The sequence below is a fragment of the Nostoc sp. genome (assembly GCF_036917515.1).
Lineage (GTDB): Bacteria > Cyanobacteriota > Cyanobacteriia > Cyanobacteriales > Nostocaceae > Nostoc.
This window is the reverse complement of the sequence record NZ_JBALDE010000105.1, coordinates 1-23,867: the sequence shown is the minus strand read 5'-3', so window position 1 is coordinate 23,867 and position 23,867 is coordinate 1. Positions and strand designations below refer to the sequence as shown.

Annotated in this window: 23 protein-coding genes and 1 pseudogene; 9 read left to right on the top strand and 15 right to left on the bottom strand. The window is 41.1% G+C overall.

All coding sequences use genetic code 11. The annotated features are described in order from the left end of the window. Positions 1–422: 422 nt before the first annotated feature. Positions 423–917: pseudogene (locus V7K89_RS13470) on the bottom strand (hypothetical protein). Positions 918–1,103: 186 nt separating this feature from the next. On the opposite strand from V7K89_RS13470, the gene V7K89_RS13465 reads away from it, so the two are divergent. From V7K89_RS13465 to V7K89_RS13445, 5 genes are all read left to right on the top strand, one after another. Then, positions 1,104–1,421, top strand: a complete 318-nt coding sequence (locus V7K89_RS13465; RefSeq protein ID WP_335187824.1) for a 2Fe-2S iron-sulfur cluster-binding protein — start codon at positions 1,104–1,106, stop codon at positions 1,419–1,421. A 141-nt stretch (positions 1,422–1,562) separates the two neighbouring features. Continuing rightward, a complete protein-coding gene (locus V7K89_RS13460) occupies positions 1,563–1,760 on the top strand; it encodes a hypothetical protein (RefSeq protein ID WP_335187822.1) in 198 nt (65 codons plus the stop codon). Positions 1,761–1,914: 154 nt separating this feature from the next. Then, the gene (locus tag V7K89_RS13455) at positions 1,915–2,985 is read left to right on the top strand and encodes a DUF3326 domain-containing protein (protein ID WP_335187820.1); all 1,071 of its coding nucleotides are present in this window, start codon (positions 1,915–1,917) and stop codon (positions 2,983–2,985) included. A gap of 212 nt (positions 2,986–3,197) precedes the next feature. Further along, a complete protein-coding gene (locus V7K89_RS13450; RefSeq protein ID WP_335187818.1) occupies positions 3,198–3,794 on the top strand; it encodes a CPBP family intramembrane glutamic endopeptidase in 597 nt (198 codons plus the stop codon). A gap of 223 nt (positions 3,795–4,017) precedes the next feature. Continuing rightward, on the top strand, positions 4,018–4,638 hold the full coding sequence (locus tag V7K89_RS13445) for a CBS domain-containing protein (RefSeq protein ID WP_335187816.1): 621 nt from the start codon (positions 4,018–4,020) through the stop codon (positions 4,636–4,638). 152 nt (positions 4,639–4,790) lie between these two features. On the opposite strand, the gene V7K89_RS13440 is transcribed toward V7K89_RS13445, so the two are convergent. The 6 genes from V7K89_RS13440 to V7K89_RS13415 form a co-directional block, all read right to left on the bottom strand. Further along, the gene (locus V7K89_RS13440; RefSeq protein ID WP_335187814.1) at positions 4,791–5,906 is read right to left on the bottom strand and encodes an LptF/LptG family permease; all 1,116 of its coding nucleotides are present in this window, start codon (positions 5,904–5,906) and stop codon (positions 4,791–4,793) included. A gap of 207 nt (positions 5,907–6,113) precedes the next feature. Next, positions 6,114–6,842 (bottom strand): LPS export ABC transporter ATP-binding protein, encoded by a 729-nt coding sequence (lptB, locus tag V7K89_RS13435; RefSeq protein WP_335187812.1) that lies wholly within the window; start codon positions 6,840–6,842, stop codon positions 6,114–6,116. Between the two features lie 31 nt (positions 6,843–6,873). Continuing rightward, the gene (locus tag V7K89_RS13430) at positions 6,874–7,371 is read right to left on the bottom strand and encodes an LptA/OstA family protein (protein ID WP_335187810.1); all 498 of its coding nucleotides are present in this window, start codon (positions 7,369–7,371) and stop codon (positions 6,874–6,876) included. A gap of 257 nt (positions 7,372–7,628) precedes the next feature. Then, positions 7,629–8,021, bottom strand: a complete 393-nt coding sequence (locus V7K89_RS13425; RefSeq protein WP_335187808.1) for a DUF309 domain-containing protein — start codon at positions 8,019–8,021, stop codon at positions 7,629–7,631. Continuing rightward, a complete protein-coding gene (locus V7K89_RS13420; RefSeq protein WP_334908375.1) occupies positions 8,018–8,383 on the bottom strand; it encodes a ferredoxin thioredoxin reductase catalytic beta subunit in 366 nt (121 codons plus the stop codon). Before V7K89_RS13420 ends, V7K89_RS13425 begins: the two co-directional genes overlap by 4 nt. A gap of 207 nt (positions 8,384–8,590) precedes the next feature. Further along, the gene (locus V7K89_RS13415) at positions 8,591–9,751 is read right to left on the bottom strand and encodes a DUF58 domain-containing protein (protein ID WP_335187806.1); all 1,161 of its coding nucleotides are present in this window, start codon (positions 9,749–9,751) and stop codon (positions 8,591–8,593) included. 339 nt (positions 9,752–10,090) lie between these two features. On the opposite strand from V7K89_RS13415, the gene V7K89_RS13410 reads away from it, so the two are divergent. Beyond that, complete coding sequence (locus tag V7K89_RS13410) at positions 10,091–10,534, top strand: DUF29 domain-containing protein (protein WP_335187804.1); 444 nt, start codon at positions 10,091–10,093, stop codon at positions 10,532–10,534. A gap of 50 nt (positions 10,535–10,584) precedes the next feature. On the opposite strand, the gene V7K89_RS13405 is transcribed toward V7K89_RS13410, so the two are convergent. The 5 genes from V7K89_RS13405 to typA all read right to left on the bottom strand — a co-directional run bounded on the left by V7K89_RS13405 (position 10,585) and on the right by typA (position 14,389). Continuing rightward, complete coding sequence (locus V7K89_RS13405; protein WP_335187802.1) at positions 10,585–10,995, bottom strand: type II toxin-antitoxin system VapC family toxin; 411 nt, start codon at positions 10,993–10,995, stop codon at positions 10,585–10,587. Beyond that, positions 10,992–11,252 carry a hypothetical protein gene (locus V7K89_RS13400; RefSeq protein WP_335187800.1) on the bottom strand — a complete coding sequence of 87 codons (261 nt, stop codon included), beginning with the start codon at positions 11,250–11,252 and terminating at the stop codon, positions 10,992–10,994. Before V7K89_RS13400 ends, V7K89_RS13405 begins: the two co-directional genes overlap by 4 nt. A gap of 168 nt (positions 11,253–11,420) precedes the next feature. Beyond that, positions 11,421–11,693 (bottom strand): YgiT-type zinc finger protein, encoded by a 273-nt coding sequence (locus V7K89_RS13395; RefSeq protein ID WP_335187798.1) that lies wholly within the window; start codon positions 11,691–11,693, stop codon positions 11,421–11,423. Positions 11,694–11,707: 14 nt separating this feature from the next. Next, on the bottom strand, positions 11,708–12,466 hold the full coding sequence (locus tag V7K89_RS13390) for a DUF6585 family protein (protein WP_335187796.1): 759 nt from the start codon (positions 12,464–12,466) through the stop codon (positions 11,708–11,710). Between the two features lie 132 nt (positions 12,467–12,598). Further along, positions 12,599–14,389, bottom strand: coding sequence for a translational GTPase TypA (gene typA / locus V7K89_RS13385; RefSeq protein WP_335187794.1), 1,791 nt, complete (start codon positions 14,387–14,389; stop codon positions 12,599–12,601). 590 nt (positions 14,390–14,979) lie between these two features. Here typA and V7K89_RS13380 point away from each other — a divergent pair. The 3 genes from V7K89_RS13380 (at position 14,980) to V7K89_RS13370 (ending at position 19,167) form a co-directional block, all read left to right on the top strand. Beyond that, positions 14,980–16,350: a serine/threonine-protein kinase gene (locus V7K89_RS13380; protein ID WP_335187792.1), complete on the top strand. Its 1,371-nt coding sequence runs from the start codon at positions 14,980–14,982 to the stop codon at positions 16,348–16,350. Positions 16,351–16,417: 67 nt separating this feature from the next. Beyond that, on the top strand, positions 16,418–17,881 hold the full coding sequence (locus V7K89_RS13375) for an ABC transporter substrate-binding protein (protein ID WP_335187790.1): 1,464 nt from the start codon (positions 16,418–16,420) through the stop codon (positions 17,879–17,881). A 233-nt stretch (positions 17,882–18,114) separates the two neighbouring features. After that, positions 18,115–19,167, top strand: coding sequence for a hemerythrin domain-containing protein (locus V7K89_RS13370; protein WP_335187788.1), 1,053 nt, complete (start codon positions 18,115–18,117; stop codon positions 19,165–19,167). Between the two features lie 362 nt (positions 19,168–19,529). On the opposite strand, the gene V7K89_RS13365 is transcribed toward V7K89_RS13370, so the two are convergent. The 3 genes from V7K89_RS13365 to V7K89_RS13355 form a co-directional block, all read right to left on the bottom strand. Continuing rightward, positions 19,530–20,714, bottom strand: a complete 1,185-nt coding sequence (locus V7K89_RS13365; RefSeq protein WP_335187786.1) for a M20 family metallopeptidase — start codon at positions 20,712–20,714, stop codon at positions 19,530–19,532. 228 nt (positions 20,715–20,942) lie between these two features. Beyond that, positions 20,943–21,506 carry a pentapeptide repeat-containing protein gene (locus V7K89_RS13360; RefSeq protein ID WP_335187784.1) on the bottom strand — a complete coding sequence of 188 codons (564 nt, stop codon included), beginning with the start codon at positions 21,504–21,506 and terminating at the stop codon, positions 20,943–20,945. 444 nt (positions 21,507–21,950) lie between these two features. Beyond that, positions 21,951–23,711: a serine/threonine protein kinase gene (locus V7K89_RS13355; protein ID WP_335187782.1), complete on the bottom strand. Its 1,761-nt coding sequence runs from the start codon at positions 23,709–23,711 to the stop codon at positions 21,951–21,953. Positions 23,712–23,867 lie beyond the last annotated feature (156 nt).

Here is a 23,867-nt window from a genome sequence, read left to right as displayed (position 1 = left end):
ATTTCTAGCTGATATATCCCTGACATTGTTCATCCTTCATCTGGTTTATTCTTATTCTCTCATCTGTAGTCCAATTTTAGAGAATTGGTATAAGTCGGGTAGTCTGGTATAGTCAATGCCTTTTTCTGATTTAAGTGTGTGTTGACTCCAAATCCCTCCACCCACGACTGATATTACTAACGGGACTTAAACATTTTTGAGGAATAAATAAGCCTTAAACCCTTGTGGGGTAAGGTAAATACACCAAATGCCTGAAAACGCCTGAAACCTAGATATATCAATAAACCAAGCAAAACGATGTCAAAATCCTTTGAGATATACGTTTGAGGTCATTTTATCGGTGTTTTTTGCCTAAGTCCCACTAAGCCTAAAGTTCCCCAACCCACCCATTTCAAAAATTGTCTTCTGTCTGATGGCATTTATCACTCCTCCACACCTGCAATAATCGCCAACGTTTTGGCGTAATCTTCCAACCCACCGCGCAAAGCTTCCAACTCACGTCACAACTTCGGTTCCTCCGACCAACTCTGCTCATGTTCCTTGGAACTCACCCCCACAGCTCGTCTAGCTTCCCACGCTTGCAGCAACGGATGCCATTTAGCCAAAAACGGTCTTAAGCCATTATTCAACACTGCGATCGCAATTCCTCCCACTGAATCACGAGAAGCACCCACATTAGGCCCGGCGACTTTGAGAACTTCGCGGGTTGTTCCAAATAAACTATAAAGAGAGTTCATCGCTTCTCGTACCAAACCCTGGTCAACTTCTAATGATTACACAGCAATAATGTGCGTCACCAATTCCACATAAAGTGACCAAGCCGCCTTCTTTTGTGTTGTGTCAACTTTCCAAGACATCGAACCAATGCCAAAAGGCAGACTTACAGATACAGTCTCTAAAGAAACGCGATCGCGCATATATATTTATAGTAAATTTGACTAATAATTCTAATTATAGTAATTAATGTTACTAGTCTAAAAATTGTTCATAATTAGTGACTATAATCTCAGTATTTAACCTAAATTTTTATGCTAGTATCTAGAGAATTTTAGCTAACTCAGATAGAATAATAAATTTGTTCGTTGCATCATTTGACTTTGTATATGCCCAAAACTTACACCGTAGAAATTAATCACCAAGGCGAAATTCATACCTTGCAAGTTCCTGAAGATAGAACAATCTTATCAGTTGCCGATGCTGCTGGTTTGGAACTGCCGAGTTCTTGTAATGCAGGTGTTTGCACAACTTGCGCTGGTCAAATAAGTGAGGGGACTGTGGATCAAACGGATGGCATGGGCGTTAGTCCAGATTTGCAAAAGCAAGGTTACGTATTGCTTTGTGTTGCTAAACCCCTTTCTGATTTGAAAGTTCAGACGGAAAAAGAAGAAATAGTTTATCAGTTGCAATTTGGTAAAGACTAATAATCAGAAACAGTTATCAGTATACTGATTGATTATTGATAACTGTTCGCTTTAATTACCAAAAATGATAAATAATATAAGTATTTACTAGCAACTAATATCAGCTATTCTAGAAATTACAAATCAACAGGATTTACCAAAATGACAACTCATTTTATTACCGCAGAAATTAATTTAAAAGAAACTCCTGCAGAATTACTAAAAGCAATTGAAACAGAGCTGAATAAACAAGGGGAACCCCTTCGTTGGGCAATTACCTCTGTGGACGTTGACGAACAAAAAGCTACAGTTGAAGCCGTGGTGACAAAGAGTGCTGTTAGCGGTAGCGGGGCGCTTTAGCCCGTGCTAAGTAATGAGTGCTAAGTTAGAAGTTGAGAGTTGAAAGATGAAAGTTGTAAAGTTGAGAATTGGGAATTGGGAGTTAGTATTTAATGGCTTTTAATTTATAACTCAGTACGGACTAAACGCCCTGCTACCGCTAACAGCGCTTGATATGAATCGTCCCTATACTGCCATCTTAATTGTACCAACTGGCGTTGGGGCTGCCATTGGGGGTTATGCAGGAGATGCTTTGCCTGTTGCCAAAGTTATAGCACAGGTTTGCGATCGCTTAATTACTCACCCCAATGTCCTGAATGGCGCAAGTTTGTACTGGAATCTCCCTAACACTTTCTATGTAGAAGGTTACGGGCTTGACAAATTTGCTTCTGGATGCTGGGGTTTACGTCCAGTCCGTACCAACAAAGTAGGTTTGCTTTTAGACCAAGCCATTGAGCCAGAGTTACGGCTACGACATATACAAGCAGCAGATGCAGTCAGAGCAACTTTGGGGTTGGCCCTAACAGATTATGTAATTACTGATGCACCATTAAATATAGAATTACGGACTACAGCATTGGGAGCTAGTTGGGGAACAATTGGCAACCCGGATAGCTTGTTAAGAGCAGCTGAGATATTAATTAAAAAAGCGGGGGCAGAAGCGATCGCAGTTGTTGCCCGTTTCCCGGATGATATGGATGAGGAAGCAGTACAAAAATACCGCCACGGTGAAGGCGTAGATTCTTTAGCGGGTGCGGAAGCCGTAATTAGCCATTTGCTAGTGCGAACCTTTCAAATTCCTTGCGCCCATTCTCCCGCCCTTTTGAGCGAACCTCCACAACCTGATTTATCTCCTCGTTCTGCCGCCGAAGAATTGGGCTATACCTTTTTACCGTGCGTCCTTGTCGGATTAAGTCGTGCCCCACAATTTATAATAGAGAGAGGAGCAATCGGATCGCAGCAAGGAGATATTTGGATAGATGAAGTGGATGTTGCGATCGTACCTGCAAATGCTTGTGGTAGCAGTGCTTTACTGAGTTTAAGCCAAAAACAATGCCAAATAATTACAGTAGAAGAAAATAAAACTCTGATAAAAGTTCCTGCCCAACCCTTGGGGATCAAATCTATACAGGTAAACTCATATTTAGAAGCAGTAGGTGTATTGGTAGCACATAAAGCAGGCATCAATCCCTTTGCTCTCCGTCCCAAATTATTACCTTTGCAGTCAGTAATCATTACTCATTAGTCATGGGACATAGGGCATGGAGAAGAGACAAAGGAGACAAGGAAGAGGGAGAAGACAAGGAGAGAAGTCTGAGCGCCAGCTTCCGGTGCTCAGAACTTCAAAGAGAGATTTATTCAATAATTCAATAATTCCACCTTGTCTCCCCTGCTCCCTGCCCCCTGCTCCCTGTCCCCTGTTCCCCTGCTCCCCTGCCTCACTCCCTTTAAAAACCCGTGATTGAACAACAAAAGCAAGAACCAGAAATTCCATACCTGACACGCATCCAAGTACTTGGGGCGATGGGAGCGACTGCAATCATTTTGTTAATAGTCGCCAAACTTTCATTATACTTCGGCAACTTTTCGCTATTTTCTTGGGACTTTAACCAAAGAGATCTGCTGCTAGGTGTAGGGTTGGGGTTCGTTATCACTGCGTTAAGTGGCTTAACTTATCGCCTGTGGAATACCTATCGTAAAAGTGCAAATTATTACCTAGAAGTGGTACTGAAGCCTTTAGCTTTACCAGATTTAATTTGGCTGGGGTTGCTACCAGGGTTGAGTGAAGAATTATTATTTAGGGGTGTGATGCTGCCAGCTTTAGGCTCCGATATTACAGCTGTAATTATATCCAGTCTTTGCTTTGGCATTTTGCATTTTAGCGGTTCCCAACAATGGCCTTATGTAATTTGGGCAACAATTGTCGGGATGATATTGGCATATAGCGCCCTGCTCACAGGCAACTTGTTAGTACCGATTGTCGCTCATATTATCACCAATTGGATTTCTAGCTATTTCTGGAAAATACGGCAATTTTCGGCAATTAAAAAATAAATATTTGTTGAGCGGCAGAATGTTATCACAATTTATGCTTAGTTTTTGAGCATTGGTTACATTGGATAACATCAGGAGTTGACAACTGGTCTAATTTATTGTTGTAGCTGGGCAAAAGTTCAACTTTTTTTACTTTCTAGTTAGCCAACTGTGCGTTGCAACGCTTCGATACGTCCATGAGGGCGCTGTGCTGCATCGGACTATTAACCAGGAGACTACAACAATGATGAAAGCTGAAGATATCATGACCAAAGACGTAGTTACCATTCGCGGTTCGGCAACTGTTGCTGAAGCAGTGGAGCTGATGAAGGATAAAGGATTGCGGGCGCTGGTTGTGGATCGTCGCTATGACAATGATGCTTATGGCATTGTCACAGAAACGGATATTGTTTATAAGATAACAGCCTACGGGAAAGATCCAAAGCAAGTGCGGGTTTATGAAATTATGAGCAAGCCCTGCATTGTGGTCAATCCTGATTTAGGTGTGGAATATGTAGCGCGGTTATTTGCTAATACTGGTATTCATCGTGCACCTGTGATTCAAGGCAAGTTGTTGGGCATCATCTCGATTACTGACATTTTGACTAAAAGCGACTTTGTGGAAGCGCCAAAAGCACTATTGCTGGAAGAGAGAATTCAAAAAGCAATTGAGCAAGCTCGTGCTATTTGCACTGAACAAGGTGCTTATTCTAAACCCTGTGCAGCTGCCTGGGATGAGGTAGAAGAACTTCAGGCAGAAGCAGCTCATCAGAAAGCTGAGAGTATGATATCAGCGAAAGTTTCTTTTGAAGAATACTGCAAGGAAAACCCCGATGCACCACAATGTCGAAATTATCATCCGTAATTGAAGTGGGGGATGAGGGAGAATAATAGACATCTGGTGAAAATAAATGTAGAGACGTACCACTGCTATATTTCTGCAAGGGTTATGGATAACGCATATTTAATTTCACCAGATGTTTAATATTGTTTGTGTACTTCCGTATCCTCGTCAATTTACCGTCTTGCAACTCGTATCAATAAGAATAAACCTATTCCTAAAAAAAGAAAGTTGGGTAACCAAGCCCCCATAAAGGGAGAGACGACACCTGCCTGTGCGATCGCCCCACTAATAAAGAAAATTAAATAGTACGAAAATATAACTAGGACACTAATTCCAAAGCTTGTACCTCTTCCCGTCCGCTGGGGTATGCTTCCCATCGCTGCGCCTACCAAGCCGAAAACCACGCATACAAAAGGTAAAGAGATTTTTTGTTGAATCCGCACTTCAAGTTTACGAATTTTTTGGCGATCGCCACCAAGATTTTCCACTTCTAGTTGATTTAGTGCTTCAGAAATATTCATTTCACCATAATCCCGGCTTTTTTCTGCCAAACTTAATGGCGTGCGCGGTAGTTGCAGTTGTTGGTGTTCAAATCTGACGATGTTACGATAAGAGCGATCGGCAGCAACAAAATAGATCGTACCGTTGTAAAAATCCCAGACATTTTGAGAAGGATTCCACTTAGCAGATTCTGATACCACAATTTGATTCAGATTTTTTGTTGAGCGATCTATAATTGTCAACCCTGTCATCCGCTTACCATCAAATTGGTCGGCGTAAAACAAGCGTGTCAATATCCGATTCTTAGAGCCATCGGGCTGGGCAACATCTTGGTATTCAGGATAGAAAATATTTTGCTGTTTATAAATTGGCTTGTCTGATTTGAGCGCTTTATCCAGAGTCATCGCCGCTTGATAATTTGCTGCTGGTGCAATTTCTTCGTTAAATACAAATGTCATTACTGTGACTATAAGACTTAACATCACAGCAGTTAGCACCATGCGATAGACACTGACGCCACAACCACGCAGGGCAATGAGTTCGCTCTCGCTAGAAAGACGACTGTAAGTCATCAAAGTAGCCAGCAGCGTAGACATGGGGAAAGCTAAAACAATAAAATTGGGAAATTTTAATAAAAAAACTTGAATAGCAATATCTATAGGTAGCCCAGATTCGACAATTTTTCTGACGAGATCGAATACAGCATCAATAGTGACGCCAATTGATGAAAAAGCTCCGACACCAAAGAAAAACGGTGCTAACAATTCGCTGGCAAGGTAGCGATCCATGATCGTAAAAGGCAGCAGCGAATAGAGACTATAGAAAGACGTGAGCTTCTTTGATATCATAAGCAATTTTAAAAGTTAAAAATTGGCAACCCTGGGAAAGGAAAGCATCTCTACTGTATTTAGTATCAAAATTTAATACTTTAAATTCATGCTGAAGAATCAAAAATCAAAATATCATTTGAAATTATTAACTAAATAATTATTAATTTAGACTTGAAAATTATCCCCCAAATAATATTGCCGCACGAGAGAATTGCTGTAGAGTTCGTCAGCAGCGCCAAAAGCGAGAATTTGTCCCTCACGCATGATGTAGGCGCGATCGGTGATCGCTAGGGTTTCACGGACATTATGATCTGTAATTAAGATTCCCATACCGCGATCGCGTAGTCGTGCTACGATTTGCTGAATTTCTGAGACTGCGATCGGATCAACTCCCGCAAATGGTTCATCCAAAAGTAAAAATTTTGGCCCTTCTCGTCCAGCAGCTAAAGACCTTGCTAATTCCGTTCGCCGTCGCTCACCACCAGAAAGTTGAATTCCTTTACTCCTAGCTAATTTTTCCAACCGAAACTCCCGCAGTAAAGTTCTGAGTCGCCTTGCCCATTCCCATCGTGGCACATTAGTTTGTTCTAGCACTAACAGAATGTTATCCTCTACCGAGAGTTGGCGAAAAACACTTGCTTCTTGTGCTAAATAGCCAATACCCAATCGTGCCCTTTCATGCATTGCCATTCCCGTCACCTCTACATTACCCAGCCAGACTTTTCCGAGATTGGGTTTTTCTAAACCTGTGGCAATGTAAAAGGTTGTGGTTTTACCAGCCCCATTGGGGCCTAGTAAACCAACAACTTCACCTTGAGCAACAGAAAGGTTGACACGATTGACAATTACTCGCTTGCCGTAAGATTTATGAATATTCTCTAAAACAATTTTCACTCTGGAAGCTACCCTTTATTAGTGGTGAATGCTAATTAGAACGCTTCAAAGGTGGTGTCTTTGGGGCAGGTGTCGCAGTTTGTCCATTATCATCTGATTCCTGCACCATGTAGATGGACTCTACCTGACGATTAGATTGGGGTAAAGCAACAAATCGCCCTTCATCAATTAAATAGGTTACTTTCTCCGCCCGCATACTGTTACCGCCCTTTTGCAAAATATAGACGTTGCCACTGAAATCAATTCGGCGTTCTTTACTAAAATACTGTGCTTGGGCAGCTGTTGCCTGAAGTTGGCGAGCCGGATACAACATTTGCACATTACCGCGAGCGGTAATTACTTGATTTTTCGCGTCATATTCTTGCACATCAGCGCGGATAGTTAGAGGGCGATTTGCCTGAGATGTTTGTGCAGTAGCGGTTTGCACTTGGGTAGGTAAGGCAAAAGCGCCCAAAAGTGCAGCCGGCAACATTAAAGCTAATCCAAAGCGACGTATCTGGGATAAGGGTAATTGATAGCAGGGCATCATAGCAATTGGGGATTTAGGATTTCAGCTTGCATTCTAATTATCTCAAGTACTTTATCCAGATATGAAATATACAATCTGGAGTGATTTCCGATAACTACTGGCTGAAATAGTGACGCTACCCCTAACCTTAAGGTTTCAGGTAATTGTCTGAGTAAAAATGACGTACACACAATACCCTGCCTTAAGCCGCTTTACGTCTACATGAATTGTGCCTACCAGGAACTTCACTTCGGGCAACGCATAATTTCACCAGATGTCTAATCAGTAGTCAGCACAATTCTAGGCAAAGATAAGACTTGATTTTCACCCAACTCACCAGATGTAATTTTGTCTGGCCCTATTTGTTGTAAAGTCGTCAACAAAACTGCGCTCTGACTCAATAGCTCATCTACGTCAATGCCGCCGTAAGTAGATGGGTAGCGGCGTAGGCGATTGCTGCCTTCTCCCAATAGAATTACAGCACCTCGCCAGTTCCGATTTTCTAAATGATACAGTGCCACAGCAATTTGGAGAATTCCTTGATAAAAGGTTTTTTCCGGTTCGCCAGCTTCAATCCACAAAGCCTCTAAAGTGTCATGACAAGCGTAGAACTGTCCAGAATTGAACAGTTCTACGCCTTGCCAAAACTCTTGGGGGATGATTTCGCTCATCCCATGCTGTCTCGTACTTCTTTGATTGTTTCCAGAGAGATTTCTTGTTTATCTCCAGCAAACTCGTTGTCAGGGGTGAGGAATAACATGCAATGGCACTCTTTGCGTTCTCTCATTGGCACACAAGGACAGTTCCAATATGTGGCGTGAATCTCAGCTTCTTTATCTTCGTAATGGCGACAAGGACATAAAGGCGCACCTAGTTCGTCTTTATGTTTGGCTAGTCCTTCAATCACAACTGCGGTGACAGAAGGTTCAGAACAGAAGTATGTTCCAGTACGCTTGGCGTATTGTTCAGAAAAATGCCGCATTGCCTCTAGGCTTTTATCGCTGGATTTTGTGTTATGTTCTGATGTGATCATGTCGCTCATAATTTAAATATTTCTTTGCATTGTACCTTAGTCTCATTAAGGGATTACTGGGTGTATTTCCCCAACCTTACCTGCTCAAATTATCTTAACCTTTGCTCAAAGGCTGATATATGCGGTGTACTGGGATCAGAGAAAATCGCAGAAATCGCAGAGGCTTAACTTGTTAGCAGTCTTTGAAATTATAAAATTTGAATTGATTTATGAATGTAATGTTTTTTGTAGTTGGGGTTGCAATGGGCGATTACTTTGCAAAACTATACCAGGATGATCCCAATTGATTACCTGTTGTTCTGCTGGTGAGGAAATATTTGGCCACAACACCCAGCGACTGCCTTGAGGAAGAGTAGCAAGGCTCAAGGGGTTTTGAGTCAGCCAAATTAAAGGATAGCTTTTAGGAACTACTGAACTGGCATCTTCTAATGCTCTGGTTGCTGCTAAGGTTTCTAGAACAAAGTGATCGCCTTTGATTAAATTTGTTGATGCTGTCCACAATTGCACTTGTAATTGTTGTTGCTGTGCATAAAAATACAGTGATGCTGCGGCAATTACTGCTTGTTCAAAGTTTTCTTCTTCCCAATTGCTAGCACTGTCTAGGGCAATAACTATTTCTTGTCCACCCGTTACCATTTCCAACTCCCGCACTCTTAATTCGCCATAGCGAGCGCTAGTTCGCCAGTGAATCAGACGGGTGGCATCTCCTAGACGGTAAGGACGGAGCGATCGCACTAGCCCCGTTGTTGCTGTCTGCAAAGGTCTACCACGAGGATCGCCCCTTTTGCTTTCTTCTTGTCCCATTTCGTCTATTAGGGGGCAGGTAGCCAAGGGCAACACTGTCGGATAGACAATCGCTGTAGCAGCACAATCACGCTGACGGCGACACCAGAATAACCCCAAAGGCGCACCAGAACCCAGTTCGACTGTGTGCCAGCGATAAACACCCCGACGCTGAGTCGGATGGTAATATACCCAACGGTAACTACCTCGGCTAGGAATTGTTTCAATTGCTTTTTGTACTGGTTTCCCTAAGACGAAGGGCAGTATATCTTCAACTTGCAATAAGCTTACAGGCTGCTGTGTCTGATTGCAGATTTCTAATTCCATTGTTAGATCGTCGCCTGCTGACACAGGTTGCATAGGACGGCGGGTGATAGATAGATTTGTGAGCGATCGTGGCGGTAAGATGGCTGCTACACCCAAAAGGGCAAAACTGATGCCGCTAATGGCGTAAAGCCAGCCAGCCATCGTATTGATACCTGCGCCAAAAAAACAAATAGCCGTCGCTGCTAGTACCCAACCGCCATAAGCAGGGGCACTGGCGCGGGTTTCTAACCAATTAGTAATGGGTTTGATAATTTTCATGTTTCTTTTTTAACCCAACACCACCAAAAATTCACAGTGTCTCAGGAGTTTACCAAAAAAGCTTTTAGTTGAATTGCTCAAAAAGAGATGGAAAGTTAAGACGACCACTTACAATCCATAGAATTTCGATACTATTATCTAATAATCTGTAGAAAACAAATATAGCCTTGCAAGTATATACCTCGAAGGTGTGGACGAATTTTTGCGTCACTTTTACCACTGTTTGGAAAGGCAACAAGTTGTTGACAGTTACGGTTGAATTCACTAAAAAATCGCTCTCCTGCTTCAATGTTAGTTTCAACTATGATTAAATTATGGAATATAGGTATAAGGTAAAATATGACAACTACTACTGACTTAAAACAACTCTATGAGACTGATGAAAATTTATGGTTAGAAGCAACTATTGAATTATTAAAACGAAAACAGTTTAACCAACTGGATTTAGAAAACTTGATTGAGGAATTAATCAATTTGGGTAAAAGAGATTTAGCTAAATCTAAAGGTCTTTTAAGGCAAATTATTATTCATATATTATTACTCCAATATTGGCAGATAGAATATGAAAGAAGTTCTCGTCATTGGATTGGAGAAATTAAAACTTTTAGATATGACTTAAATAATCATTTAACAACAAATTTAATAAACAAGTTACAGGATGATTTAGAGAATATTTATCAAAGTGCAGTTGATTTTGTAAAAATTAAAACCGATTTAACTATTTTTCCAGAAAAGTGTCCTTATACTTTTGTACAATTATTAGATGAAAACTATTTACCTTAAATATACAGTGCTAAACCTCATTTAAATCGTGATTTGGTTACTCATTACTTTTAGACTGAAATAATTTCAAAGGTGTCTTGATAACCAATTCGATAAAACAAGAAATCAGAATCGAGGGTGAGAATTTGACGATACCCTGTCATTTCAGCCGTCAAAACCAACGTTGCATCTGCTAAATCCATTGGGCGATCGCGGTATTGTTCTATCAGCGCCAACAAACGGCTGTAATCACTTTCCTGAATTTCGTAAACGGTCAGTAGTTGATCTAAAAGAAGCTGCCCCAACTGTTTTTGCATTTGCCAGCCGCCACGATGCAGGGCAATATACATGGCTTCCGTCAGGCATGACCAGGTTGTGACAAGAGGCTTTACCAAACGCATCACTGCGATTTTATAAGCATTGTGCTGAGGCTGAGTGCGATCAACTAAACACAATAAGACTCCTGCATCGCACAGGATCATAGCTCTAGCCCTTGTTGCCGATATTTATTGAGTAGGAGTTGCTGATAGTTGCTGACTGGTTCAGGTGGAGATACCTCTAGGGAATCCACAGCCTCAAACCATTGTGACCATTTTCCCACAAGCGTTTCATCAGGCTGAGTGTCAGCAATTTTAACTTGATGTTTGTGGATAACAAAATCAATGAAATCGGTCACTTCTTGCAAGAGTGGTTCGGAAAGTTGCAGCAATTTTGCGATCGCAGTTTCACGAATAGTCATGAGAATAATCCTTTTTCAGTCCTCTTCATTTTTACTCAAGGATTTGACTAAATGCACGGCAAGGGCGTAGGCGTAGCCTGTCGTAGACATCGCTTTCTGTAATAATGCCTGCTGGATAGCAATCTGTCTTTACTAACAACTTGAGAAACTAACATTACGCGGCGTTGATTATGCTGATTCTAGATGAGTAACCGGAATTTTTTCGGTTCTTTCAGGGGGTTTTGCTCCAGTTGCAACAGCATGAACCGCATGAAGAATATCGGCAGAATAGTACTGATTGCCACAGGTATCACAAACACCAATCGTCACATCTTCGAGGATGACAAATCTATCTCTATGTTTAAATGCTTCGCGCTTTACAATTCGAGGTCGAACAGTTCCTTCGCAATACTCGCATCTATATCCATACATACGGCTAGCCTTGAGCTTCAGTGACTTCATAAACTAAATCGCTATTAAGGTATTGCACTGTTAAGAATTGTATTAGTCATTTCTATAAAAATATATAAATTGTATATTGTCGATACTTTCGTAACATACCAATTCTTGTCCAGCCAACCACTATTTTTTTTCCTGATGTAAAGTTTTCCTGCTGAAATATCTATATTTTTAATATCTGACCAAGGTAGAGTATCATTTTGAACTTTAATTCCCTGTTTACTAATTGTTATTTCTCCAAAAACAATCTCTTGTCCTAGAGCATAATTAAACTTGAGGCTAGGCATCAGGTGTTTAAAAAGTTCATAATTTAAATACTTACCTAATTCCTCGTTAGCAATCATTTCATCCATAATTGTTCTTTTACCATCTTTAGTTTCAATAGTGTACTCATAATTTGTTCTAGCAGTAGGAATTACAAAGTATAAATAATATTTAGCGCTATACTGCCATAACGCCACAATATCACTAAAATTTATAACTCTTGTTTTATCGCTAGACTGATAGACTAATCCCTTCTCATATACGAATAAACGATCTTTTAATATATCTATAATTCCGTATGCCAAAACACCAGATACTATAAGACAACCTAATCCTATAATGAGGCTGACACTTCCTTGCGGCAACCCAGTGATAAATAATGCAACACCAAATAAAAGAAAAAATAAGGTAATACCAATAGTCTTACTAAGTTGTCTGGAAATTTTTGGTCTAAATTCTTTGAGCAACTTTCCTAATATAAGATGATTTAAGTGCTGCTTACTCTGGCTCATGTGTAATATACATCAAATATTATTAGACTTGTATTTATTGTTATACCCATTTTAAAAATGATTATTATAGACCTAGCAAACAAAAAAGCCCACTGATGTGGGCTTTCTAAATCAATTAGATTATTACTTTACTTACCGTTTAACCAACTTCTTCGACATTTTCCGCAGACGAATTGATTGGGGTGTAACTTCCACTAATTCATCAGGGCCAATGTATTCCAAAGCACGCTCTAGGCTCATATCTATCGGTGCTTGCAGTTGCACTAATTCATCGCCACCAGCAGCGCGGTGGTTTGTCAACTGCTTGGTTTTACAGATATTCAGTTCCAAATCTTGCGGACGATTGTGTTCGCCTACAATCATGCCTCTGTAAACCTTTGTACCGGGAACAATAAAGAATGCTCCTCTATCTTCAGCGTTTCTCATGGCGTAGAAGGTAGAAACGCCTTCTTCAAAGGAGATTAAAACACCTTTGTTACGAGCTTCAATGTCGCCACTCAGTTGACGGTAGTCTAAGAAGCTGTGGTTCATGATGCCTTCACCACGAGTCATCCGCATGAATTCACCCCGAAAACCAATCAATCCACGGGCGGGAATGACAAACTCTAGTTGAGTGCGATCGCCACTACTTGGTTGCATATCTTGCATTTCGCCTTTGCGTTGTCCCAGGCGTTCAATACAGCTACCCACACCATCAACAGGAATGTCTAATACCAAAAGTTCGTAAGGTTCGCAAGGTTGACCGTTGACTTCGCGGTAAATTACCTGTGGCTGAGATACCTGAAACTCGAAGCCTTCCCGGCGCATGGTTTCAATTAAGATACCCAGGTGGAGTTCTCCCCGACCGGAAACGAGGAATTTATCGGGAGAATCAGTTTCTTCGACACGCAAAGCCACGTTGGTTTCAAGTTCGCGGAATAGGCGATCGCGTACTTGTCTTGATGTCACCAATTTACCCTCTTGACCAGCAAAGGGCGAATCATTCACCCAGAAAGTCATTTGCAAAGTTGGTTCATCCACTTTAATTAGTGGTAAAGCTTGGGGTTCGTTAGGATCAGTAATCGTTTCCCCAATATAAGCATCAGCGAAACCAGCCACCGCCACAATATAACCTGCGGTTGCTTCTTCCAGGTCTACGCGCTTAAGTCCTTCAAAGCCCATCAACTTGGTAATTTTACCTTTGACAATGGTGCCATTTTCTGTGACTAAAGCGGCTTGTTGTCCTGAACGGATAGTACCATTGTGAATTCTACCAATGATAATCCGTCCCAGATATTCAGAATAATCTAGGGTTGTGACTTGTAATTGTAGAGGTTTATTGCGATCGCCCACTGGTGATGGAACGTGTTTCAGAATCGCGTTAAACAGAGGTTGCATATCTATCGATTCTGCTTCCAAGGTTTCCTTAGCAAAACCTCCCATTCCGGAGGCGAATAAATAAGGAAAATCACACTGGTCTTCATCTGCCCCTAATTCCAAGAACAGATCCAAGACTTTATCAACTGCAACGTGGGGGTCAGCCTGACCGCGATCGATTTTGTTGATTACAACGATGGGACGCAACCCCTTTTCCAAAGCTTTTTTGAGAACAAAGCGTGTTTGGGGCATCGGGCCTTCATTCGCATCGACAATCAGAAGACATCCGTCAACCATGCCGAGTACTCGTTCAACTTCGCCACCAAAGTCAGCGTGTCCAGGAGTATCAACAATATTAATTAGTGTTTCTTTGTAGCGAACCGCCGTATTTTTGGACAGGATAGTAATACCCCGTTCCCGTTCTAGGGCGTTGGAGTCCATAACGCAATCCGGAACGTCTTCGCCTTCGCGGAAAATGCCGGATTGTTTGAGGAGTGCGTCAACCAGCGTGGTTTTGCCGTGGTCAACGTGGGCGATAATGGCGACGTTGCGAATTGGGAGCGTCATAGAAGCTTTTGGTGAACTCTAGAGGATGTTTATAAGATTTACATTTGAATGCTAGGCTGTTTTAACAGAATTGAGAACGATCAGCAAATTCTGTAAAGAACCTTTAATAATTTTAGCGTAATCGTCACAATTGCGGGGAGTTTTGTAAACCCCACAATGGAGATGTGTGGTAATTACCGCGTTAGTAGGGTAGAAAAAGCTTCTGTGGGAAACAGGTGTTACCTGAAGAGTTGTATTGCTTCTGAGAATTGCGGTTGATTCGCATAGAAGAATTTAGTCATTGAAATGCTTTAATGAAAAGTGCAATCTTTGGCTAATAGAGATAAAGTTACTGGCTGCTAAAAGTCAGGTTATTTCCTGTTTGGGATCGAAGGGTAGCGATCGCCAAGCTTTATTTTATTGACTAGAATAGGGTAGGTATCTCTACAAAAATATTCAACTTACACATAATTATCACAATGTAGAGTTAGGTCAATTGTTGAAAAGAACAAGAAGCGATCATCATTATCGATGTAAAGACTTTGCAATGTAATGCCTCGAGAAAATTTAAGGTATATTCTAAAAACTAATAAAATGACAGCGATAATTATATGGTCTGCTGCCTAAATCCTAATTGTGAGAATCCCAAAAATCCTGACGGGGCAAATTTCTGCCTCAGTTGTGGCACACAGTTGGTATCACTATTGAGAAATCGTTACCGAATCATCACACCATTAGGAAGAGGAGGTTTTTCACGCACATATATTGCAGAAGATATAGACAAGCTCAATGAACGATGTGTTGTTAAGCAGCTGGTTCTAAATCAATTTTATGCCAGTCAGGGTAGTCAGGCACATAAAAAAGCGACTGAGTTGTTTGAACGAGAAGCCAAACGTCTCAAAGAACTAGGAGAACATGTCCAAATTCCTAATTTGTATGCATATTTTAAGGAAGCTGAATATCTGTATTTAGTGCAGCAGTTTATCGAAGGGCAAAATCTGTTGCAAGAGTTAAAACAACAAGGGGTTTTTGATGAAGCCAAGATTCGAGATTTTTTGAATAATATATTATCCGTACTGGTGGACATACATCAACAACAAGTAATTCACCGAGATATTAAACCAGAAAATATTATTCGTCGTCAAAATGATGGAAAATTAGTACTAATTGATTTTGGGGTGGCAAAGCAAAAGACGGAACCTACAAACACTACGATAGGGACAATTATTGGTTCATTAGGTTATGCACCGATTGAGCAAATGCAAACAGGTAAAGTTTTTCTGTCTAGTGATATTTATAGTTTAGGAATAACTTGCTTTCAACTGCTGACCAATATTTCTCCTTCGAGTTTGTGGATGAAACAAGGCTATGGTTGGACTTCTAATTGGCGGCAGTATTTAACGCAACCCATAAGTCAAGAATTAGAAATGATTCTTAATAAGTCACTACAAGAAAATCACGAACAGCGTTATCAATCTGCACAGGCTGTCTTACAAGACCTGAATAAGTTGCTACCGCTAAGGTATACATTAGCTTCTACAGTTATTTCACCTACTCTGCTATCAAGGGCGCAACCACAAAATCAGCATAAATCAACTCGACATCTACCGCAATTCTCTAACAGTAGATTATTGTCTGGAGCAATAATAGCTGGATCGGGTAGTTCATTTTTAGCGATCGCACTTATAAGTTTCCTCGGAACTACTTGGATTAGCTCTGGATTGTGGTTGCTAATTTTAGGAGGATTAGTCTTTATTCAATCGCGTCCACTTCTGGAAAAAGCTTATTTAATTGTTGTTGCTATCATCGCAAATTCCCTCGTGGTCTTTATTTTCAGAAATCTTCTAACTAATAATCTGCTCAAAGCTGGTTTCAATGGACTGTTACTTGTAGGACTACTAGTTATTTTGGCAGGTTTATTGACAGTTATTATTGTAGGTGTGTCTGAAATAATTAACAAACTAATTTCTAAATATATTTAATTTTTTGAGTTTGCTCAATTTTCAATAATCTATTTTAAAGAAATTTTAGAAAACTTGGTAGTTATTTATGACAAATAAAAAAGAAAACTTGAAATTGCTTATTTCTCTTAGTCTGGCTGGAGTAATGGTAGCAGCTATTTTATGGTTAATTAATAAAGTTTCTTCTACTATTATAACAACATCATCAAACCCGACACAAACTTCATCTTCATTTCCAAATAAGCCTTCACTAATGAATTTGGGTACAAGAATTTTGGTGAAAGTGCAAACATCGCCGGAAAAAACAGATGGAGTTAAAGCTTTTGCTGAGAAAGATTTCAATACTGCTGTTAAAAAATTTACTGATTCTCTGAAAAAGAATCGCAATGACCCAGAAACTTTAATTTATTTAAACAATGCCAAAATAGCACGAGATAATTTAGAAGCTATAAAAGTTGCAATTGTAGCACCAATTAACTTCGATCCTAGTTTGGCAGAAGAAATTTTACGTGGTGTAGCTCAAGCTCAAAATGAAGTTAATAACCAAGGAGGAATTAATGGTAAAAAATTGCAAATTGTAATTGCAAGTGCTGATAATAGAGAAGATTCTGCCCGCCTAGATAATGAATTAGTTCAAGATAAAAGCCTTGTAGCTGCTGTGGGTGTTAGACGTAAAGCAGAAATATATAAAGATAAAGGTTTGGTTTTAGTCTTGCCAGTTGAGCTACCAAATCAAGCAGAAAATCCAGAAAAATTAGAAAATAATACAGTAAATAGTCAGTTAAATAATTCCAACACTAACTATTTGTTTCATGTAAATCCGCTATATGATAATTTAATAGATACTCATTCTCGCTATATTGCTCGACAAGCAAGAAATGTTGCTATTTGTGGCGATGTTCGTAGTTCAAGAGATAATTCAACCTCTTCATCAAATCAGATACTTGTAGAACAGTACACTCAAGCTATCAAAAAATATGGCAGCCATGTTATTAGTACGTCTTGCAATTTAGCAGATAAGAATTTTGACCCGAAAGCTTTTGTGGATAAAGCTATAGAAACAGAAAATGCAAGTGGCTTTTTACTAATGCCTTCAATCAGAAATATATACTTTGCCACCAAGGTAGCACAAGAGGTTAAAGGTAGAAAGCCACTGTTTGCTTCTGAAACTATGTACAGTGCTACAACTTTACAAAATGGCAAGGATCTTGAAGGAATGGTTTTACCTGTATATTGGCATCGTGATGCTAATAAAGATAACTCTTTTGCAAAAAATGCCTTTCAGCTTTGGAATGCACAAGTAAATCACAGAACGGCGGGAGCTTATGATGCGCTCCAAGCAATTATTGCTGGCTTAAAAAAAGACAGTACCCGCGAAGGATTACAAAGGGTATTGTCTAATCCCAATTTTTCAACATCTGGAGCAACCGGAATGATTCAGTTTTCGCCTTCCGGTGAGCGTCAAGGAGAAGCTTTACTTGTCAAAATTGAGCGTTGTGAGTCTTGTTCTAGTGGAAGTAGTTACGATTTTGCCCTCTTGAATAAGAAGTAGTTTTTTGATGTTAATTTTCATTCCCAAGATATAGGTTATTTTCAAATAGATAATCTCTTAAATTTGAATGTCAAAAATATGAAATATCGCTTCAATTTTTCTCTACTGAAAAGTTTTGTTTATCTACCCAGAGTGATGAGAGCGATCGCTCAAAAGAAAGATGGAGCCTTCCTAATCTCTGTGCCAAGGTTATATCAGTAAGAATTACGAACACTTTGCCGAGGAGAACACGGATGGTAGCTACATTAGATGATACGAAACGCAATGCTATTGCTGTAAAACTTGCAAGTCTTAAAGCACTTCAACAGTTGGTCATCGAAAATGAACAATCGCTTTTGACCCAAGGACTTGATGCCGAGATTGCTGATCGCATCCGAAATTTTATCAATGACGATCAAAAAAATATTGGTGTTTTAGAAACCATAATTGGTCAGTATGGGATTCAAGCTGAACCCAAAAAAAATGTTACACAATTCATTGAAAAAGCTCGTGAATTGTTCAAAGGTTCTGAGTTGAGCCTCTATGAAAAAGTATCTCAGCATGAATTGCTGAAACATCAATTAGTAACGAGTGGCTTGATAGTTCACAAAGCTGCTCAGAAAGTCGGTGCTGATGTGTTGCTAGCGATCGCACCTTTGAATACGATTAACTTTGAGAACCGCGCTCACCAAGAGCAACTCAAAGGCATTCTGGAAATTATAGGTGTCCGCGAACTCACTGGACAAGATGCAGATCAAGGAATTTGGGCACGTGTTCAAGACGCTTTGGCCGCAGTTAGTGGTGTGGTAGGTAGTGCTGTCACCCAAAACAGCGACAAAAAGGATCTAAATATCCAAGATGTCATCCGCCTCGATCACAACAAGGTAAATACCCTATTCACCGAACTACTACAAAGCAACGATCCACAAAAGATCCAAGAGTACTTCGGTCAAATTTACAAGGATTTGACTGCCCACGCTGAAGCTGAAGAAGAAGTTGTCTATCCAAAAGTACGTCCTTTCTACGGTCAAGATAACACCCAAGAATTGTTTGATGAACAAGCTGAAATGAAGCGGGTGTTAGACCAAATTAAGGCTATTAGCCCTTCTTCATCTGAATTCAAAGATCAAGTTAGACAGCTTATGGAAGCTGTTGGCGACCATATTCGTCAAGAAGAAAGCACAATGTTTGCCGCCATTCGCAACAATTTAAGCACTGAGCAAACTGAACAACTGGCGACTGAATTCAAAGCCGCTAAGACCCGAATTCAAGAGAAATTGGGCGTTGTTAGCGAATCGAATGTGTAGGATGCTTTCAAGCTTTCTATATCCGCTAAAAAAAGTTAGTAGGACTTAGACAGAAAGTAGGTAGAAAAAAGGCTCAAATTTATATATAGAGAGACTTTGACATCGTTAAGCCTAGTCTCTTGATGTATCTAAGTTTCAAGCATTTTTAAGCATTTGGTGTATTTTCCATACCCTGTATGGGTTTGAAGCTTATAGCTATTTTCAGGTAAATAGACCACGCAGTAGGGGCGCAAGGCCTTGCGCCCCTACTTACAACAGATGTGGTTCAAATACATGAAAACTGCTGTAAATAAGCCTCAAAATTGTTTAAGTTCCGTTAGTTAAATAAAAACTCCCAGCAGATAAATGCTGGGAGTTTTTATTTACAAAGTTTGCTGACAGTATTTATAAGCGGTATATGCCAAAGTTACAACCCCGGTGATAATTGCAGATTCATCGACTTCAAATTGGGGATGGTGTAATGGGTGGTTAATGATTCTTTCTTTGTAGCCTACACCCAAGCGAAACATAGAACCAGGGACGTGTTCCAAATAAATAGAAAAATCTTCAGATCCAAGGGAGGATTCCGGTAAAACTTGAACGCGATCGCTACTCCAAGCTTCTTCGGCGGCTGATTGTAACAATTGCGTCAAGGTGTAATCATTTTGGACGCTGGGTACACCTTGGCGATAATTGACTTGATATTTTGCCCCGTAGGTATAGCAAACATTAGATACAATGTTTTCAATCCAGTTTGGGAGATGGGCACGGCTTTCGGGATGGAGCGATCGCACGGTTCCCAATAACTGCACTTTATCGGCAATTACATTCGGCGCTCTGCCACCATTAAATTTCCCTATACTCAAGACTACAGGACGCAAAGGATTTTGTGTCCGACTGATGGCTTGTTGCAGTGCAGCAACGACTTGACAAGCAATCCAAATTGCATCAATTGCCTCATGGGGACGCGCCCCGTGCCCAGATTCTCCCATAATCAGAATCTCTAAATCATCAGCAGCGGCAGTCAATGCCCCATAACGCACGCCAATAGATCCTGCGGGTATAGAAGGGAAAACATGAACCCCTAATAAAGCTGAGACGTTTTCTATCGCTCCATCTTTCACCATCCAGCTTGCCCCTTGAGCAATTTCCTCCGCTGGTTGAAATAAAAACCGCACTTTCCCACCCAACTCCTCTACCACTTGGGACAACACCATTGCCGTTCCTAACCCCACAGTGGTATGAACATCGTGACCGCAAGCGTGCATAATACCATCCGCACGAGAGGCATATTCTAAATTAGTGCGCTCTTGAATTGGCAAGGCATCCATATCAGTGCGAATTGCCAATAAACGGTCATTTTGGCTAGTGCCTTGGAGTTCTCCAATCACGCCCGTTTTACCAACTCCTTCTCGTACATGCAACCCACTGGAAGACAAAACACCAGCTACGAAGGCTGCTGTTTGGTACTCCTGACCACTAAGTTCTGGGTGAGAGTGGATGTGGCGGCGAATTTCAATTAAGCGGGGCGCTAGTTTTGCTGCTAAGTCTTTAATACGGGTAAGCATCGATTTAATTAATCTATAGGCTTTTTCCCATGATAAAGAAATGTTAACAAACAAAATGCTTTTGCTATACAAGGATAGTTGAGAACAAGCAGAGGAGCAAGGGGCAGGGAGCAGGGGAGCAGGGAAGACAAGGGGACAAGGGGAATTATTGAACAAGTCTCTCCCTTATTTCCCCCTCTTCCTTGTCTATCTTGTCTCTTCTCAATGCCCAATGCTCAATGCCCCAGTTTATTTTGAGTAGCAGGTTGTGGCTAAAGTATTTTCGGGTTTGTACTCGTTACATTCTCTGGGATTTTGACGCTCTAACGACCAACCATAAGGTTTGTCGGAGGTGACAATACCATTATTTAAAGTTGTTAGTCGGTAGTTAGCCCCCCGAAAATTAGTAAATTGCAATTTGGCATCTTTTAAGTTTGCTGCTTCTAAATTGGTACTGATGAAGCCGGCAAAAGACAGATCGGCATTTTCCAGGGATGCTGATTTCAAATTTGCTCCTGTTAAAGAAGCACCACTGAGATTCGCCGAATTCAGAACCGCACCTTCTAAATTTGCACCTGTGAGATCGGCATTTGTGAGATTAGCTTGAGATAATGTAGCGCCGCTCAAGTCAGCCCCTCGCAAATTTGCTCCAGTTAGATTCAGCTTAGTTAGGTCAGCGCCACTCAAATTACACCGAGGACAGGCACTTGTTGCCTTTAACTGATCCAAGTCTAGCTGATTTAATGCAAGAGCCTGCTCTGCAAACCCTAAACAAGCTAGCAGGGAGACGGTGGCAACAATTTTAAGTTTCATATTTTTTACTGATATTTACAAAAATGACAAGTTACGTATATCGCATACTGTCATCCTTACATATACCGCTTCTCTAGGGAAGTACAGGGATGAAGCATTGATTAAGAAGCTGTAAAAATACTATAAATTATAATAGCAAGACTACTCAAACAAAAATATAGGTTATAGAATCAAATCGTAAGGAACTATACCGAACCTATTATAGACTACCAAATATGTGATCCCCCTAGCTCGATAAAAAATGCGACTAGGGGGATCTTGTTTTTAGGTATTGGGTATTGGGCATGGAGAATGGGGAATGGGGCAATTGAGAAGAGACAAGGTAGACAAGGAAGAGAGGGGAGATAAGGGAGAGACTTGTTCAATAATTCCCCTTTGTCTCCTTGTCCCCCTTGTCTCCCTTGTCCCCTTGTCTCTTCGTCTTCCCTGCTTTCCTGCTCTTTTTCATCGCCATCCTAAAAGGCGCAGTCCAGGGACAATTAGGTAATAACTCACTCCTAACCAGAAGCTGATCAAGAAGCCTACAGAGCCAAAAAAAATCAGAGGTAACTTTAACTCCAACCAGGCTGGTTGACTAGTAAATTGGAAAATTGGAGGTGCTAACTTCAGAAGAATCAAAACTGCATAGGCGATCGCACTGCCAAAGGCTGCGAATACAGCGTACACCACATGATGGCTGCGAAGTCCTAAACTCAAGGTGAGTAGGCAAACTGCCACTAAAATCACTGCCACTAAGCCCTCGCCGCTATCTTTTGGGGTGATTAATTGCAAAATCAACCAGCCGAAGCCATAGCTAATCATGCCCATCAGGGAAGCCACTAAAAACCGCCGCCGTTGACCAAAACACCCGGATACTGTCAGTCCCCATGCGGTTCCCCAGCCTGCTGCGACGAACACCAAAATATCTGCCCCAAAGACGGGTTGAGTATTTGGTACTAATTGGTTTAGCTGACTCCCAATCAATTCCACAACCTGACGCCCCAAGCTGGTGCGATAGGCCAAAATAAAACCAGCGATCGCACCAAAACAAGCGCCGATAGTACTCAAGATCGTCGCCCAAATCGTCGCTAAACAAGCTCGGAAAATTTTGATGATTGTCTTAGCGATAAAAATAACGGTTTTAGTGACAGCTTGGCTAAAGTTAGCCAGAACTTGTTCAATAGCTTGTGTTAGCAGTGTAAATCTCTGGAAAGCTTGGGTTGAGGCTTGCTTAATTTTGTCTCGCAGTTGGGCAAATAACCCTGGTGGCGGTAATGGTTGAGAAATCTTCGCCAAACGTTTTTGAATTATAGCTGCATTTGCTGGACGCGATCGCACATCTTCTTGCACCATTTCATCCAGCAAATCTGCTAGTTGTGGGTTGACATTCACCGCAGTTCGCCAGCGCAATTTACCCGTTTGCCGATCTTCCAACTCTAGGGGGTATTTACCTGTTAGTAGTTCAATTATCGTTCGACCAAGGGCATAAAAATCGGCACTTGGCCCAACAATACCTCCACTTACTTGTTCTGGTGGACTGTAACCAGAAGAAAATAATCGTGTGGAACTAGACACAGAACGCAGCTTAGAGGCGCTAAATTGTTTCGCACCACCAAAATCAATTAGTACCAGGCGATCGCCCTCTGTTTGTCCTTGAGGAGGCGTTACAGACGGCGAAGAAGTGCCCAGCATTAAATTAGAAGGTTTGATATCCCGGTGAAGAATCTGACGTTTGTGTAATTCTTGTAAAATCTGTAGAGATTGGGCAAACCAGTTTAAAACCAAACTCTCTCGACACCCTTGGGGAAACTCTTTTAATATCTCCTCTAAAGTCCGCCCGTTAATTTTTTCCATTACCAGACAAGGCAGTTGGTGTGGTTTAGGATTAAACAGGTTTACGTTAAAACATCCATCAGCATCGACTGTGGGGACACCAGGATGCTGCAAGCTAGATAAAACTGCTGCCTCTTGGGTAAATAATTCCAGTGCCTTTGGCGAATCTTCTACCAATACTTTCAGTACTTTCTCTGTTTGAGTTTTTTCATCCCAAACCGTATATATTTGGGCAAATCCTCCCGATCCCAAGGGTTGAAGTGGAACATAACGGTCTAACAACTCTAGCGGTGCGCCACAGCTGTTGCAAAATTTGTTTCCCCAAGGCTGAGGATAAGGACGTTGACAATCAGGATTTATGCAGTGAACCGCACTCTGAGTGATGTGGGACACAACCGCTACAATACAAAGGCTGACTTGATTTTAGCGTTTCTTTAGGTTTCCTGATTTTAAAATAGATATAGCAACCGCCAGGTTGGTTAGGACACTAAACTCAGAACATACTCCATTGCCGCTCGCAAGGTAGGGAAGTACTCCAGTTGCTTGCGG